10 protein-coding genes are annotated in these 15,998 nt (G+C 69.5%); 1 reads left to right on the top strand and 9 read right to left on the bottom strand.

Translation table 11 applies throughout. The annotated features are described in order from the left end of the window. The first annotated feature begins 71 nt into the window (after positions 1-71). The gene (locus ABZ806_RS18975; RefSeq protein WP_500218615.1) at positions 72-905 is read left to right on the top strand and encodes a helix-turn-helix transcriptional regulator; all 834 of its coding nucleotides are present in this window, start codon (positions 72-74) and stop codon (positions 903-905) included. A gap of 7 nt (positions 906-912) precedes the next feature. On the opposite strand, the gene ABZ806_RS18970 is transcribed toward ABZ806_RS18975, so the two are convergent. The 9 genes from ABZ806_RS18970 to ABZ806_RS18930 all read right to left on the bottom strand — a co-directional run bounded on the left by ABZ806_RS18970 (position 913) and on the right by ABZ806_RS18930 (position 15,868). Beyond that, positions 913-3,738, bottom strand: a complete 2,826-nt coding sequence (locus ABZ806_RS18970; RefSeq protein WP_500218614.1) for a beta-galactosidase — start codon at positions 3,736-3,738, stop codon at positions 913-915. A 60-nt stretch (positions 3,739-3,798) separates the two neighbouring features. Next, positions 3,799-6,789 carry a glycoside hydrolase family 3 protein gene (locus tag ABZ806_RS18965; RefSeq protein ID WP_500218613.1) on the bottom strand — a complete coding sequence of 997 codons (2,991 nt, stop codon included), beginning with the start codon at positions 6,787-6,789 and terminating at the stop codon, positions 3,799-3,801. Positions 6,790-6,878: 89 nt separating this feature from the next. After that, positions 6,879-7,883 (bottom strand): LacI family DNA-binding transcriptional regulator, encoded by a 1,005-nt coding sequence (locus ABZ806_RS18960; protein ID WP_500218612.1) that lies wholly within the window; start codon positions 7,881-7,883, stop codon positions 6,879-6,881. Next, a complete protein-coding gene (locus ABZ806_RS18955; protein ID WP_500218611.1) occupies positions 7,867-9,117 on the bottom strand; it encodes an MFS transporter in 1,251 nt (416 codons plus the stop codon). The genes ABZ806_RS18960 and ABZ806_RS18955 overlap by 17 nt, the downstream gene beginning before the upstream one ends. Before the next feature lie 14 nt (positions 9,118-9,131). Further along, on the bottom strand, positions 9,132-10,499 hold the full coding sequence (locus tag ABZ806_RS18950) for a GH1 family beta-glucosidase (protein ID WP_500218610.1): 1,368 nt from the start codon (positions 10,497-10,499) through the stop codon (positions 9,132-9,134). Further along, positions 10,499-12,790 (bottom strand): alpha-xylosidase, encoded by a 2,292-nt coding sequence (gene yicI, locus ABZ806_RS18945; RefSeq protein ID WP_500218609.1) that lies wholly within the window; start codon positions 12,788-12,790, stop codon positions 10,499-10,501. The genes ABZ806_RS18950 and yicI overlap by 1 nt, the downstream gene beginning before the upstream one ends. Beyond that, positions 12,790-13,680, bottom strand: a complete 891-nt coding sequence (locus ABZ806_RS18940) for a carbohydrate ABC transporter permease (RefSeq protein WP_500218608.1) — start codon at positions 13,678-13,680, stop codon at positions 12,790-12,792. Before ABZ806_RS18940 ends, yicI begins: the two co-directional genes overlap by 1 nt. Further along, entirely contained in the window at positions 13,677-14,588 is a 912-nt protein-coding gene (locus ABZ806_RS18935; RefSeq protein WP_500218607.1) for a carbohydrate ABC transporter permease, read from the bottom strand. Before ABZ806_RS18935 ends, ABZ806_RS18940 begins: the two co-directional genes overlap by 4 nt. Continuing rightward, the gene (locus ABZ806_RS18930; protein ID WP_500218606.1) at positions 14,585-15,868 is read right to left on the bottom strand and encodes an ABC transporter substrate-binding protein; all 1,284 of its coding nucleotides are present in this window, start codon (positions 15,866-15,868) and stop codon (positions 14,585-14,587) included. Before ABZ806_RS18930 ends, ABZ806_RS18935 begins: the two co-directional genes overlap by 4 nt. Positions 15,869-15,998: the final 130 nt, after the last annotated feature.

Raw genomic sequence — 15,998 nt, 5'->3', positions numbered from 1 at the left:
GGGAGAGCACTGTTGAGGCTGGTATCGGCGGTCCCATGGTGGAGGGGGCGCCGGACGGCGAGACTGGGTGCGTGGAGTACGGGGATCGGGCGGAGCTGGCCGCCTTCCTGCGGCGGTGGCGGGCGCGGATCCAGCCGTCCGACGTCGGTCTCGAGCCAGGGCGGCGGCGCACGCCCGGGCTGCGGCGGCAGGAGGTCGCTCAACTGGCGGGCATGTCGGTGGACTACTACATCCGGCTCGAGCAGGGGCGGGGGCCGAGGCCGTCGCGGCAGATGCTCGCGGCGCTCGGGCGGGCGCTGCGGCTGACCGACGACGAGCGGTCGCACCTGCACTATCTGGCGGGTGAGGTGCCGGCGCCGCCTCACCCGCCGGTGCGGGAGGTGCGGCCGGGCCTGCTGCATCTGCTGGAGCGGCTGGACGATACTCCCGCGCTCGTCTGCGATGCCAAGTACGACATCCTCGCGTGGAATCCCATGGCGGCTGCGCTGCTGGGCGATTTCGGCTCGGAGCCCGAGGGCGAGCGCAATGTCGTCTGGCGGTTCTTCGCACGGTCGCAGTCCCGGGATCGGATCGATCCTGGTGACGCCCGCCGGTTCGCTCGGGAGGCGGTGGCCGATCTGCGTGCGGTGGCGGCTCGGTACCCGCGCGATCCCGGCGTGCGGGGATTGGTCGAGCGGCTGCTGGCGGCGAGTGCCGAGTTCCGGACGCTGTGGGACGAGGGTGAAGTCGCGGTTCGGCGTTCCACGCGCAAGCGGATCCGGCATCCGGTGGTGGGGTGGCTCGATCTCGAGTGCGATGCCCTGCATGATCCGGCGCGCGATCAGTGGACCGTGTTCTACACCGCAGGGTCCGAGGCGGCGGCCGAGGCTCTGCGGTCATTGCGGAGCCTGGCCGCCGCCGGGTGATGCCGGGTCAGGGGGTCGGGACGCCTCCTCTCAGGTTCGCGGCGGCCCGCAGGGAGACTTCACCTGGGTGGGAGGTGTCTTCTGCGATCACGGCCAAAGTGATGGTGTTGCTGCCGTGAGGGTGGAGGATTCCGTCGGGGAGGGCGAAGTCTTGCTGGATTTCACCGTTGACGTACTCCCCCATGTTCCAGCCATTGATGAAGATGAGGGCTCGGTAATGGCCTGTGCCCTTGTCGACGTGCAGGGTTACGGGGACGTCCTGGTCCTTCGGGATGGATAGGTGGGTGTTGGTGCTGTACCAGCGGACACCTGGCTGGAGGGGGTCGGTCGGGGAGTCGAGTCGCCAGGACTTCGTGCGGGCGGACGGTAGGTGCCAGCCTTCTCGTTCGCCGTAGAGGCCACCTGTGCTCAGGGGGCCTCGGACTGGGTCTTCGGCTCGGGTTCCCTGGATTCGCCAGGTGACCGGGTTCGTTGTCACTTCGGCGTTGACCAGGCCGCGAGGTTGCTTCTGGCGGTAGTCGTCCGCCGTCCAGTCATCGTTGTGGCCCATGTTCTCGACCAGGACGGAGAGGACGGCCTTTGTGCCTTCATGGAGGAGGTTGGCTGGGATTTCGAAGCTGCCGGGGCCCGGGTTCTCATTGATCGGGGCGTCTGCGTCCTTCTGTTCGCCGCCGGCCGCCGAACCGAGGTAGCGGCCGTTCAGCCAGACCTGGTAGATGCCGTGCTTACCGGTGATCGCGTTCAGGTTCACGGTCTTCTCGGCGCCCCTTGCGGTGAAGTGGCCGCGATACCAGACGTGCCCGTGGTGGAAGCCGTAGTCGTCGGCATAGAGGACGGGCGGGTTCTTCGGCTTGATGGGGCTGACCGTGGTGGTGTGGTCGGCGACCTTCCAGGTCGAGTCGTCGAAGTCGGGTGAGGTTTCGGGGGCGCCTTGCTTTGCGTGCCAGTGCTTCAGGGACGGTAGTTTGACTGGGCGTGGGCCCTTTGCGTGGGCCAGGAGCGTGCCGCTTGGTGTTGTCCGGGCGTGGAGGTTCCTGCCGTTGAGGGTCAGGCGGTGCGCTGAGGTGAAGACCTCGATGTCGCCTGGCTCGGCCAGGTCTGCTCTTATCTCCGCTGTGTTGTTCTTGGTTTGCACAGAGCGGACCAGGTCGGTGCCCCGGACGAGGGTGTCGCCGGAACGCCAGAACTTGGCGGCTTCCGCCTCCGTGCCGATGAGGAGCAGTAGGGGCTTCCGGCCTCCGCCTGTTATCTGGATCCGGGTCAGGCCCTCGTGTTCGTAGTCGAGTTTGAGGTTGCCGTTGGAGTAGGCCGACTGCACCGAGCCGTCCAGGACCTTGACCTCAGGCCGTGAGTCGTAGCGGAGGATCGTCGTTCCCGCTACGCCTTCGGTGCCGTAGAGGACGGCGATGTCCCGGCCATTGGTGGTCGTGTGGGTGAGGAGTTCGGAGGTCGTCGCTGCCAGACGCTGGCCGCCCATGTCGTAACTGGCCAGGAGGATTTTCGCGTCCCTGCCTTTCAGGGTCACGGGAAGGTCGTAAGTGCCGTCCGGGGTGTTCCAGGTGAGGTTCGCCGACTGGGCGTCGTCGGTTTTGCGATCGGCGTGCCGGACGAGGACGAACTGCGTGCCGGTGTCGGGGTTCGCGCGGGCCTCAGTGTGGACGGAGGGGTTGTCGGACGCGGGAGCGTCGGCCGGATCGGTCTTGGTGAGGGTCGCCACCGTCGTGACGAAGAGGCCCTGGCGTTTGAACTCGTCGTACTTGGCGGTGAGCTGCCGGTTCTCGGTGATGGGCGCGCCGTAGTCGTAGGACGTGTAGACGTCGTTCGGCTGGGCGAGCCGCCCCCAGTTCGTGCCGCCGAAGGCCATGTAGTAACCGAACATCGTGGCGCCCGAAGTGATCAGGTTCGACTTGTAGTAGACCTTCATGTACTTCGGGCCGGTGAGTTCGCGGCACCTGTCGTAGCCGGCGCGGTTCGCGTCGATGGCGCCGGCCTGGTACTCGGCGGCATAGGCCGGCGCGTCGGAGCTGAGACGTTCGGTCACGCCCTCACCCCAGGTTCCCCAGATGTCGGGCTCACGGCACTCGAATGCCTGCGGGTAATCGTCCACGCCGGGGATCTGGACGGCGCCCTGACCCGTCGCCCATGTGGGCGTCCAGGACGCGTCGCAGCATTGGTTGTGGGAGATCGGGACGTCGATTCCGTGGGCGCGCGCCTGGCGCTGGATATCCTCCATGTAGGCCGGGTCGGTGTTGGCGGCGTACTCGTTCTCGGCGTTGTAGACGATGACGGATCCGCCGTGCGTGACCTGGTGCTTCGCGATGATCGGGTCGATGTGGGCGAGCCAGTCCCGGTAGGCGGCGGTGTAGTTCGGGTCGCTGGAGCGGGCGCGGCCGGGAACCGTCTTCAGCCATGCGGGAAGGCCGCCGCCGGTCGTTTCGGCGTTGATGTACGGGCCGGGGCGCGCGACGACATAGAGGCCGAGTTCGTCGGTCAGACGCAGGAGCCGGTCGACGTCCCTGACGCCGGTGAAGTCGTATTTCCCGGGAGCCGGTGAATGGTAGGCCCAGTCGAAGTACAGGGACACTCCGTTGAATCCGGCGGCCTTGATCTTCTCCAGGACGTCCCGCCAGAGGGCCGGGCTCGGGAGTCGGAAGTAGTGGAATTCGCCCGCCCACAGCAGGACGCGTTGCCCGTCCACGGTGAGCGAGTAGCGGTCGTAGCCGACGTGGTGCGTTTCGGCTTGCGCGGGGTGGCTGGGAGCCGGGGCCGTGAGGAGCGCGGCGGCGGTGAGGACGGCGGCGATGATGGCGGTGAGTTTGCTGTTGGCACGCATGGATGGCGTCCTTTGCAGCGGACCGGCCCGCCCCGGCGAGGCCGGGGCGGGCCGAGGGATTCATCGGGTGAGGGAGAACGTGCTCAGTCGGGTTTCGCCATTGAAGACCAGATACACGTCGTGGTCGCCACGGGCGTTCCGCACTTCGGCGGTGATCTCCTTGTAGGTGTACTCGTCGCCGGTGGACGGGACGTTCAGCGTTCCGGCGACCGGCCCGTCAGGACGGTCCAGGCGAACCTGGATCGTCGTCGCCGACGTGCCCGCCACACGTGCGGTGATCGTTCCGGTCGAGCGTCCCAGGTCGGCGTCCGCGAACTTCAGCCAGGAGTTCGCCGCGCCGGCGACCGCGTCGCCCTTCACCTTGGTTTCGTCGACCAACTGGATGCCGTTCTGGTCGTCGAAGTCGGCGGCGCGGGTCGCCTTCGACAGGTCCCGGTCGGGAATGCGCTCGCCGCGCACGTTGAGCGTCGTGTGCTGCCTGATGTCGGCGGACGAGGAGCCGATCAGCAGGTCCTGCTTCGACCTCTCGACCGTCCACTTGTCGCGGGTGACGTCCCAGATGGCGAGGTCGGAGGCGTCGAGCCGGAGTTTCGCCGTCACCGTCTTTCCGGGGGCGACGTGGACCTTGTCGAAGGCGCGCAGCTTCTGCAGAGGCTGCTTGACCCGCGACGTCCGCTGGTGCGTGTAGAGCTGGACGACCTCGTCCCCGGCCCTCTTACCCGTATTGGTGACGGGCACGGTGATGGTGACCGTCCCGTCGCTTCCCACGGAATGGCTGCTCAGCCGCGGCTCGCCGTACCGGAACGTGGTGTAGGAGAGCCCGTACCCGAACGGGTAGAGCGGCTTCCCCTTGAAGTACTGGTACGTCCGGTCCGACTTGATGATGTCGTAGTCGAGGATGTCGGGCAGTTGCTTCTCGGAGCGGTACCAGGTCTGCGGAAGCTTCCCGGACGGGCTCTCGTCGCCGAACAGAATGGACGCCAGGGCATTGCCCGTCTCGGCGCCCGCGTGGCTCGTCCACAGGATCGCCGGGACGTTCTCCTGCTCCCAGTTGAGCGTCGTCGGGTAGCTGTTCTCCACCACCACGACCGTGTTCGGGTTCGCCTTCCGGACGGCCTTGATGAGTTCCGACTGCCCTTCGGCAAGGGCCATCGTCGTCCGGTCGTGGTCCTCACGGCCGTTGATGAACGGCATGCTGCCGACCACGACGACGGCGGATTCGGCGCCCTTCACCGCCTTGACCGCCGAGTCGACGCCGCTGCTGACGACGTCCTTGGAGAACCGGGAGGCACCGTCCTTGGTGGTGAGGACGAGTGTCCCGTCGTCCTGCGTCTTCACATACGTCTTGGCCGGGTCGGCCCAGTCGTACGCCTTCTCGTAACCGGCGTACCGGAGCAGGTAATTGCCGTCGTCCTGCTTCTCCAGCTTGAACATCTGCTGGACGAACCATCCGTTCGGCTGGTCCTGGTCATTGGCGAACGTGTCGCCCCAGTTGTAGCGGCCGACGGTCTTGCCGTTCGCGGCGCTGCGCAGCGTCACGACGCCCTGGCCCCAGTCGAACACGTCGAACTGCGCCGTCGCGTCCGAAGCCGACGTGGGACCGGTCGCCAGAACGGCGCCCGGACCCGTCCCGCCCGCGATGTACTTCCCGGTCGAGACGTCCTTCAGCGCGATCCGGTCGACGCCCTCGCTCGACGTCACGGGACCGGCCGCCCGCTTCTTGATGCCGTCCAGCGGCGTGACCCGGTACGGCAGCGAGCCCGAGTACCAGTCGGTGTAGAGCGTGTCCGAGAGCGGCCCCACGACCGCGACCTTCCCGGACGAGACGGGCAGCGTCCTGCCCTTGTTCTTCAGCAGCACCATCTGCTCGGCGGCGGCCTCGCGGGCGAGTGCGCGGTGCGCCGGGCTGTCCACCGCCTCCTTGGTGATCTTCCCGTAGGGGCCGCCGCCCGGGTCGAACTCGCCGAGCCGCACCCGGATGCCGAGGATGTGCCCCACCGCGCGGTCGACGTCGGCCTCCGCGAGCAGGCCCCGCGACAGCGCGTCCTTGATCGCGTTGACGGTGATGGACGAGTTCGTGTCGTCGGTCGTGAAGCTGTCCACGCCCGCCTTCACGATCGCCGCGTCACCGGAGGGGAGGTCGGGGTAGTACTTCTGCGAGTTGACGATGTTGTTGGGCGCCCCCGCGTCGGTGACGTTGAACAGCGTCCGGTCCGTCCAGGAGCGGATGAGGTCGCCGGCGTCCGGCGTGACCGTCGCGGGACGGCCGTTGACCAGGTTGTACGACGTCATGATCCCGGTCGCCGCGTCCCGCGAGAGCGGGATCTTGAACGGGACCTCGTCGTACTCCTTCTGCACACGCGGACGCAGGCTGGACGACGTCTGGTCGCGGCGGATCTCGTTGTTGTTGGCCATGTAGTGCTTGAGCACCGGCGCGGTCTTGAGGTGGTCCGGGTCGTCGCCCTGCATGCCGTGCCCGTAGGCGGTGGCGAGCAGGCCGGTGAGCAGCGGGTCCTCGGAGTAGCCCTCCTCGTTGCGGCCCCAGCGCGGGTCGCGCAGCAGGTTGACGACGGGCGCCCACAGTTGCAGGCCCCACACGTCCGGGTTCTCGCTGTTGTAGCCGCGGGCCTCGTCGCCGACGGCCGAGCCGATCTTCTTGAGCAGCGCCGGGTCCCAGGTGGCGCCGAGGCCGACCGACTGCGGGAACACCGTGCCCTTGGCGGTCACGACGGCGCCGCTGTTGTGGACGTCGGTGGACCAGGCGACGCCGTGCAGCGCCTCCGTCCCCGTCTTGAACCGGCCGATGCCGAGGCGCGGGATCGCGGGCTGGTACTGGTGCAGGAGGGAGATCTTCTCGTCGAGCGTGAGGCGGCCGAGCAGGTCGTCCACGCGGGCGTCCACCGACAGCCCGGGGTCGCGGAACGGGTAGGTCTCGCGGGCGGCGGCCGGGGCCGCCCAGGTGAGGGGGGCCACCAGCGCGGCGGCCAGGACGAGGGTCAGCGACCGGCTGCGCCGGCCGGGGGGACGGGGGTTTCGATGGGGTCTGTTCACCGATTCTCCTCTGGGCTTGCCCCCGAGTGACATATCGAAGCGCTTCGATAACGGGCCGCGAAAGGCCCCGGGCCTCCTTCTCGTTGATGTCAGCGGACGGCGGCGCTGCTGGCGCGCCGGGTCAGGGTGGGCGGGAGCAGGGTCGCGGCGGGGACGGCACCGCCGTCGAGCTTGGCCATCAGCAGGTCGACGGCGCGGCCGCCCACCTCGTCGGCCGGGATCGCGACGGACGACAGCGGCGGCTCGGCGTGCTCGGCCATCTCGTCCGGGCACATCGCGACGACGGACACGTCCTGCGGAACGCGCCGCCCGGCCGCGCGCAGCGCCCGCAGCACCGGGCCGACGATCGGCTCGTTGTGGACGAGGACGCCGGTCAGCCCGGGACGTTCGGCGAGCAGCCGCGCGACCAGTTCCCGCGCCGCGTCCGCCGTCGCCTCGCACGGGTGGACGTCCCCGTCGAGGCCGTGCGCGGCGACCGCCTCGGCGAACCCGTCCGCGACCCGCTGCGCGTAGCCGGTCTGCCGCGCGTAGACCTCCGGCGGCGACCCGACCAGCGCGATCTCGCGGTGCCCGAGTCCGGCGAGGTGCTCGACGCAGACGGCGCCGGCGGCGTGGAAGTCCAGGTCGATGCAGGTCAGGTCGTCGGCGTCGGCGGGGAACCCGATGAGCACGCTCGGCCGGTCCAGGGAGCGCAGCAGCGGCAGCCGCGGGTCCTTCATCTGCACGTCCATGACGATCAGCGCGTCGACGAGCGCGCTGTCGGCGACGCGGCGCAGGCCGTCCTCGCCCTCCTCCTGGGTGAGCAGCAGGACGTCGTGGTCGTGCCGGCGCGCGGCGGTCACCACCGACACCGCGAACTGCATGACGACGGGCACCGCGATGCCGGAGCGCAGCGGGATCATCAGCGCGAGCACGTTGGAGCGGCTGCTGGCGAGGGCCCGCGCCCCCGCGTGCGGGCGGTAGCCGAGTTCGTGGATGCTCTCCAGGACGCGCCCCCGCGTCTCCGCGGAGATCGAGCGCTTGCCGCTCAGCACGTAGGAGACCGTGCTCGGCGACACTCCCGCGTGCCGCGCCACATCAGTGATCTTGACCACGGACCGTCCCGTCAGCGTCGAAGCGTGTCAAAGCGGGTTCGATGCTAGCCGCGGCCGGCGGCGGCCGGACGGCCGTCCGGGAGGGCCGCTCCAGCACGACCACGGCAATCGCCGCGGCCGCCAGCGCCCCGCCCGCGAGGGCCGTCCCGCGGACCCCGGTCAGCGGCAGCATCGCGCCGCCGAGCAGGGCGCCGCCGGCGATGCCGACGTTGAACGCCGACGCCGTCCACGCCGAGGCCACGTCGGTGTTGCCGGGCGCCGACTCCATCGCCCTGGCCTGCATCGCGGTCACGAAGGCGGGCAGCCCGAGCCCGAGCAGGACGAGCCCGCCGACCGCCGGGACCGCGGCCGTCCCGAACGCGAACAGCAGCAGCATGCCGCCCGCCAGCACGCCGGCCGCCGCGCCGAGCAGGGCGCGCGGGCCGCGGTCCACCACGATGCCGGCGATGACCAGCCCGGTGATGTCGGCGGCGCCGTTGGCGAGCAGCAGCGGGCTGATCGCCGAGCCGGGGAAGCCGCTGACGCCCGTGAGGAACTCGGTGATGTAGGTGAAGCAGGCGAACACGCCGCCGATGGCCAGCGTCACCGTGACCAGCAGCAGCCGGAAGCGGCGCGGGTCCGGCCGGGTCGCGGGCACGGCGTGCTCGCCGTCCCCGCCGCCGCGCGGCAGCAGCACGGCGACGGCGGCGAGCGACAGCACGCACAGCGCGCCGAGCGCGGCGAAGGAGGCCCGCCAGCCGGCGAGGCGGCCGAGCCAGGTGCCGAGCGGGATGCCGAGGACGACGGCGAGGGACCCGCCCGCGAACACGTAGGCGGCGGCGCGCCCGCGCAGCTCCGGCGGGAACAGCCCGGCCGCCGCCACGGCGGCGACCGGCCAGAACACCGCCTGCCCGAGCGCGGTGACCAGCCGCGCGCCGAGCAGCCAGCCGTAGCCGGGCGCCGCCGCCGAGGCGGCCGACATCACGACGAACAGCAGCATCACGCCGGTGAGCAGCCGGCGCCGCCCCATCCGGGCGGTCATCCGGACGAGCGGGACCGACACGACCGCGATCACGATCCCGTAGGCGGTGACGAGCATGCCGACGGCCGAGGGCGAGACGTCCAGGTCGTCCGCGATGAGGCGGAGCAGCCCGATCGGCAGGCTCTCGGTCGTGACGAAGCAGAACGCGGCGAGGGACAGGGCCAGCACCGCGGTCCGCGCGCGGCCGGTGTTCAGCTGCTCCTGTGCGTTCATGGGCTACCGCGCATTCACGGTTTCCCGCGGTGGGTGGCGATCGTGTCCCGGTACCAGTGGGCGCTGTCCTTCCAGGTCCGCTTCCCGGTCGGGTAGTCGACATGGACGAGGCCGAAGCGCTTGGAGTAGCCGTAGGCCCATTCGAAGTTGTCCAGCAGCGACCACGCGAAGTACCCGCGGACGTCGGCGCCCGCTTCGCCCGCCCGCTCCACGGCCGCGATGTGGTCGCGCAGGTAGTCGATGCGGCGGGCGTCGCGGACCCGGCCGTCCTCCACCGGGTCGTCGAACGCGGCGCCGTTCTCGGTCACCATCAGCGGGGTGCCGGGGTATTCGCGGTGCAGGCGGAGCAGCAGCTCCTCCATGCCGTTCGCGTCGATGGGCCAGCCCATCGCCGTGTAGGGGCCGGGCTGCTCGGCGAACTCGACGCGGTCGCAGCCGACGAACGGCGACGCCGCGCCCTGCCGGTGGCCGTCGGCGTGCTGGCGCGGAGACGTCCCGTCCCACACCCGGACGAGGGTCGGCGAGTAGTAGTTGACGCCCAGCACGTCCAGGGGCGCGGCGATGATCGCCTCGTCCCCGTCGCGGACGAAGCCCCAATCGGTGATGGACGCCGTGTCCTCCAGCAGGTCGGCGGGATAGCCCCTGCCCAGCATCGGGTCGAGGAACACGCGGTTGGAGACGGCGTCCACCTGCCGGACGGCCTCGGCGTCGCCGCGCAGGTGGTGCAGGTTGAGCGTGACGGAGTGCCGCGCGGACGGCGGGGTCACGCCGCGCAGCGCCCGCACGGCCAGCCCGTGCGCGAGGTTGAGGTGGTGGGCGGCGGCCAGCGCGGCGGCCGGTTCGGTGCGGCCGGGGGCGTGCACACCGGCCGCGTAGCCGAGGAACGCCGAGCACCACGGCTCGTTGAGGGTCGTCCACGTGTGGACGCGGTCGCCGAGGACGCGCCCGATCCGCTCGGCGTAGTCGGCGAACCGGCGGGCGGTGTCGCGCTCCGGCCAGCCGCCCGCGTCCTCCAGGTCCTGCGGGAGGTCCCAGTGGTAGAGGGTCGCGACCGGCGCGATGCCGTGGTCGAGCAGCTCGTCGACCAGGCGGGAGTAGAAGTCGAGGCCCTTCTGGTTGGGCGTTCCGCCGGGCAGGACGCGCGACCAGGAGATCGAGAAGCGGTAGGCGCCGATGCCGAGGGCCGCCATCGTCGCGACGTCCTCCTGCCACCGGTGGTAGTGGTCGGTGGCGACGTCACCGGTGTCGCCGTCGAGGACCCTGCCCGGCGTGTGGCTGAACGTGTCCCAGACGGACGGCGCCCTGCCGTCCTCCTGGGCGGCGCCCTCGATCTGGTAGGCGGCGGTGGCCGCGCCCCACAGGAACCCTTCCGGGAACCCCATCAGCTCTCCTCTTCCAGGGTGATGACCAGTTCGTCACCGGTCGCTTTGACGAGAACACCTTGTGGATGCTCTGACCGCTCGCCGCCCTCTACGGCCGCCACACGTGCGTTGACGAGGAGAACGTTCCAGGATCCCGCACCGGTCACGCGCACGTTTTCACCGTTTCTCACCGTGGTGAAGGCGGCGTCACCGACCTGGGTGACGACGGTGGTTCCGTCGGACGGCTCGTAGACGCGCAGCGTGACGCCGTCCGCATGGTCGTAGTCGGGACGGTCCTCCACCGCACCCTCGGGGATGACCGCACCCGGACGGACGAGCAGGGGAACGCTATCGAAGCCGTGCCGCTCCCGAACCCACCGGCCGCCCTGGACGCGTTCACCGGTCAGGTAGTGCGTCCACACGCCCTCCGGCACGTAGTAGGAGACGTCACCGCCGGACGAGAACACCGGCGCCACGAGGAGGTCGTCGCCGAGCATGTACTGGCGCTCCAGGTGCGTGCAGGCGGGGTCGTCGGGGAACTCGACGACCATCGCCCGCATCATCGGCACGCCCTCCCCGGACGCCTGCCGCGCGGCGCCGGCCAGGTACGGCATCAGCCGCATCTTCAGGCGGGTGAAGTCGCGCAGGACGTCCACCGACTCCTCGTCGAACAGCCACGGCACCCGGTAGGAGTGGCTGCCGTGCAGGCGGCTGTGCGAGGACAGCATGCCGAACGCGATCCACCGCTTGAACAGCGCCGGATCGGGCGTCCCCTCGAAGCCACCGATGTCATGGCTCCAGTAGCCGAACCCGGACGCGCCCAGGGAGAGGCCGCCGCGCAGGCTCTCCCCCATCGCCTCGAACGTCGACTCGCAGTCGCCGCCCCAGTGCACCGGGAACTGCTGCCCGCCGACCGTCGCGGACCGGGCGAACACCACCGCCTCGCCTTCCCCGCGCTTCTTGCGGAGCAGGTCGAAAACGGTCTGGTTGTAGAGGTAGGTGTAGTAGTTGTGGGCGCGTTCCGGGTCGGAGCCGTCGTGGTAGACGACATCGGTCGGGATGCGTTCCCCGAAGTCGGTCTTGAAGCAGTCCACGCCCATGTCGAGAAGCGCTTCGAGCTTGCCCGCGTACCATTCGCGGGCCTCCGGGTTGGTGAAGTCGACGACGGCCAGGCCCGGCTGCCACTTGTCCCACTGCCACACGTCCCCGTCGGGGCGCGTCAGCAGGTAGCCGAGCGAACGCCCCTCCTCGAACAGCGGCGAGCGCTGGCCGATGTAAGGGTTGATCCAGACGCAGACCCGCAGTCCGCGCTCCCGCAACCGCCGCAGCATTCCCGCGGGATCGGGGAACACCCGCGGATCCCATTCGAAGTCGCACCACTGGAACTCGCGCATCCAGAAGCAGTCGAAGTGGAAGACGCTGAGCGGCAGGTCGCGCTCCGCCATCCCGTCGATGAACGACGTGACGGTCTCCTCGTCGTACGACGTGGTGAACGACGTCGACAGCCACAGCCCGAACGACCATTCGGGGACGCGGGCGGGTCGCCCGGTGAGCGCGGTGTACTTGCGCAGGATCGCCTTCGGCGAGGGACCGTAGATGACGAAGTACCGCATCGACTGGCCCTCGACGCTGAACTGCGTCCGGGCGACGGCCTCCGACGCCACCTCGAACGACACGCGCCCCGGATGGTCGACGAACACGCCGTACCCCGCGTTCGTCAGGAAGAACGGCACGTTCTTGTACGCCTGCTCGCTGGCCGTGCCGCCGTCGGCGTTCCACACGTCCACCGACTGGCCGTTCTTCACCAGCGGCCCGAACCGCTCACCGAGCCCGTACACGAAGTGGTCGACGCCCAGATCGAGCTGCTCCCGGACGTAATGGCGCCCGTCCCCGGTGTCGATGACGGCCTGCGCCTTGGGCGGGCTACCGGTCAGCCGGCGTCCGTCCGCGAAGAAGTCGACACACCATTCCTCCCCGCGCCCGACCCGCACCGACAGCGCACCGGACGTCAGCGTCGCCGCGTCGTCGTCGACCGACACCGCACCGCCGGGATCGGTGGCCAGCCCGAAATCGGGGCCGCGCCGCCTCTCCCCCGCGAAATGCGTGAGGGTGACGCCGATGACGTCCGGCATCGGCGACTCGCACGTCACCGTCACCACCGGCCCCTTGAGCAGGTCGCCCCGGTGCCGGATCCGCTCGACGGGCGCATGCACCGTGAACGAATCGGTCCCGGCGTCGACGTCGAGGACCTCCACCGGATGAAACGCCTGCACACCCTCGCGCATCATCCAGTAGCCGTCACTGAACTTCATTACTTGATGGCCCCCGCAGTTAGTCCGCGCGACAGAGTGCGCTGGAAGATGAGGAAGAAGACGACGGTCGGGAGGAGGCCGAGCAGGGACGCGGCGCTGGACATGGTGGCGTCCATGAGGCGCTGGCCCTGCAGCACGCCGAGCGCGACCGAGACCGTCTGGTTCTCGTTGGAGATCAGGAACGTCATGGGGATCAGGAACTCGTTCCAGGTCCACACGAAGAAGAAGACGAGCAGTACCGACAGCGTCGGGCGCACCACCGGGACGACCACCCGCCACAGCACCTGCCAGCGGCCGGCGCCGTCGATCCGGGCCGCCTCCAGCAGCGGGCGCGGGAACGCGGCCAGCACCGACGACAGGAGGTAGGTGCCGAAGGCGGCCTGGATGACCGTGAACACGATGATCACGCTGAGCCTCGTGTCGTACAGGCCGACCTGCTTGGAGATGTAGTACAGCGGGTAGACGAGCGCCTCCTGCGGCACCGTGTTCGCCATGAGGAGCAGGACCAGCATCCACATCCGCCCCTTGATGCGGCCGATGCCGAGCGCGTAGGCGTTCAGCACCGACAGCAGGACGGCGAGGACGGCGACGGACCCGCTGATCAGGACGCTGTTCAGCAGGACGTGCCCGAAGTCGGTGCGCTCCCAGAACGCCCGCATGGCGTCCAGGTTGAAGCCGTCCGGCGGCGCCAGCGGGCTCTTGGAGGTGTACTCCTCCGGCGTCTTCAGCGCGTTGAAGACCACCACCACGAACGGGATCAGCATCACGCCCGCGAACGCGGTCAGCGCCACCAGCACCGCGTAGGCGGACGGCCCCCGGCGGCGGCGGTGCGGCGCGGTCCGCCGGTCGCGCGGCGGCGCGCCCGCCTTCTTCGTCAGCGTCGCCGTCATCGCTCCTCCAGTTCATTCCCCTGCAGGCGCAGGAAGACGACGGTCAGCGCGATGATGACGAGGGTCAGCACGGTCGCGATCGCCGAGCCGTAGCCCACGTCCGACTTCTCGAAGAAGTTGACCCACGAGTAGTACGCCGGGACGTTCGTCGCGCCGCCCGGACCGCCCTTCGTCAGGACGAAGATGTGCGCGAACGCCTTCAGCGCGGCGATCGTCGTCCACAGCAGCACCACGAAGATCTCCGGCCGGATCTGCGGGATCGTGATGTGCCAGAACCGCCGCCCCCAGGTGGCGCCGTCGATCTCCGCCGCCTCGTACAGCGACGGGTCGACCCGCTGCAGCCCCGACATGAAGATCACCAGCGGGAACCCGATCTGGATCCAGACCATCACCCCGATGACGCTCCACAGCGCGGTCGCCGGGTCGCCGAGCCAGTCGTGCGCGAGCGAGCCGAGCCCGATCTTGCCCAGCAGGACGTTCACCGCGCCGTCCTCGGGCGCCAGCAGCCAGCTCCACACCACGCCCGCGATGACGATCGGCAGCACCTGCGGCAGGTAGATGCAGGCGCGCAGCACGCTCGCCGCCCGGGGCCCGAAGTGCCGGCCGATCAGGTCGGTCAGCGCGGCGGCGAGCACCAGCCCGATCAGCGTCGGGACGACCGCCATCCCGAGGATGATCAGCGCGTTGTGCCCGAACGACGCCCAGAACTGCTCGTCCCGGACCAGCTCCATGTAGTTGCCGAGCCCGATCCACTTCGGGGTGCCGACGCCCGTCCACTCGGTGAAGCTCGTCCCGATGTTCATCAGGAACGGCACGCCGATGACGGCGGTGAACAGGAGCAGGCCGGGGAGCAGGTAGGGCACGTAGCCCCACTGCCCCCGCGACCGGCCGCGGCCCTGCGCCGTCACTTGGGCAGACCGTCCTCGTACGCCTTCTGGATGCCGCCGAGGACCTTGTCCGGCGACTCGCCGTTCATGAGCTTCTGCGTCTGCGACACCAGCACGTCGTAGAAGCCGGCGACGGGCCAGTCCGGGTAGTAGGCGAGCCCGCCGGACTTCGCGAGGGCGTCGAAGTCGTCGGTGAGCTTCTTGGCCTTGGGCTCGGTGATCGCGGCCGGGTCCGCGGCGACCGGGACGCCGCCCGCGTTGCCGAGGATGTTCTGCACCTTCTTCTTCATCGTGATGTCGATGAAGTCGTAGGCGAGCTGTTTGTTCTCCGAGCCCTTGGGGACGACCCACAGGTTGCCGCCCGAGCCGAGCGTCATCTTCGCGCCGGGCCACACGGCGGTCTCCCAGTCGAACTTCGCCTCGGAGGCGACCCGGCCGAACCACCAGCTGCCGGAGAACATCATCGGGAACTTGCCGCTCATGAACGCGACGCCCGCGTCCTCGGCCTTGAGGCTGACGGAGTTCTTGGCGATGTAGCCCTTCTTGACCCAGTCGGCGAAGGTCGTCGCCCCGTAGGTCCAGGCGGGGTCGTGGAAGTCGACCTTGCCGGTGTAGCGCTGGAAGGCCTGCACCCAGTTCTGGTCGGCCTTGTCGAGGGCGAGCTGGTAGACGAACTGGTGCGCCATGTACTCGGCGCCCGCGTTGGTCAGCGGCGTGACGTCCTTCGCGACGAACTTGTCCATCGCCGCGACGAGCTCGTCATAGGTCTTCGGGATCTCGACGCCGTACTTCTTGAACAGGTCCTTGTTGTAGTAGACCTGCAGGTACTCGGCGTAGTTCGGGACACCGAACCACTTGTCGCCGCCCATCGTGCCCTTGGCGTCGTACTTGGCGGTGACCTGGACGTTCGGGCTGATCAGCTTGTCCCAGCCGCGCTTGGTGACCTCGGGCGTGAGGTCGGTCAGCAGCCCCTGCTTGGACAGCAGACCGGCAGTCGCGTTGCCCTTGTTGTACTCCATGAGGTCGGGGGCGTTCTTGGAGTTCAGGACCATCGGCGCCGTCTTCTGGATCTGCTCGAAGCCCTTCTCCTCGAACTTCACCTTCACGCCGGGGTGGGTGGCCTCGAACTCCTTGATGGCCTCGTTCCACGCCTTGCCCATGGCGCTGTCCGGGGCCTCGTAGTGCCAGAGCTTCAGCTCCTTGCCGCCGGAGCCGCCGTCGTCGCCGCCGCACGCGGTGAGCGACAGCGCCGCCGCGGCAAGGGCGGCGAGGACGGCCGCGCTCCTGCCTGCCTTGATCATGGGTTTCCTCCGGGGGGGGGTGGGACCGAGGGCCGGACCTGTCGAACGGTGATCTGTCGAAGCGCTTCGATTGACCCGGATGCTAAGTCCTTGACCAGGGGCGACACAATAGGTCGCCCGGCATCAATTC

Origin of the sequence: Spirillospora sp. NPDC047418 (genome assembly GCF_040643275.1) — a bacterium.
In the GTDB taxonomy this organism is placed as follows: domain Bacteria; phylum Actinomycetota; class Actinomycetes; order Streptosporangiales; family Streptosporangiaceae; genus Spirillospora.
This window is presented reverse-complemented; position numbering and strand designations above follow the sequence as displayed.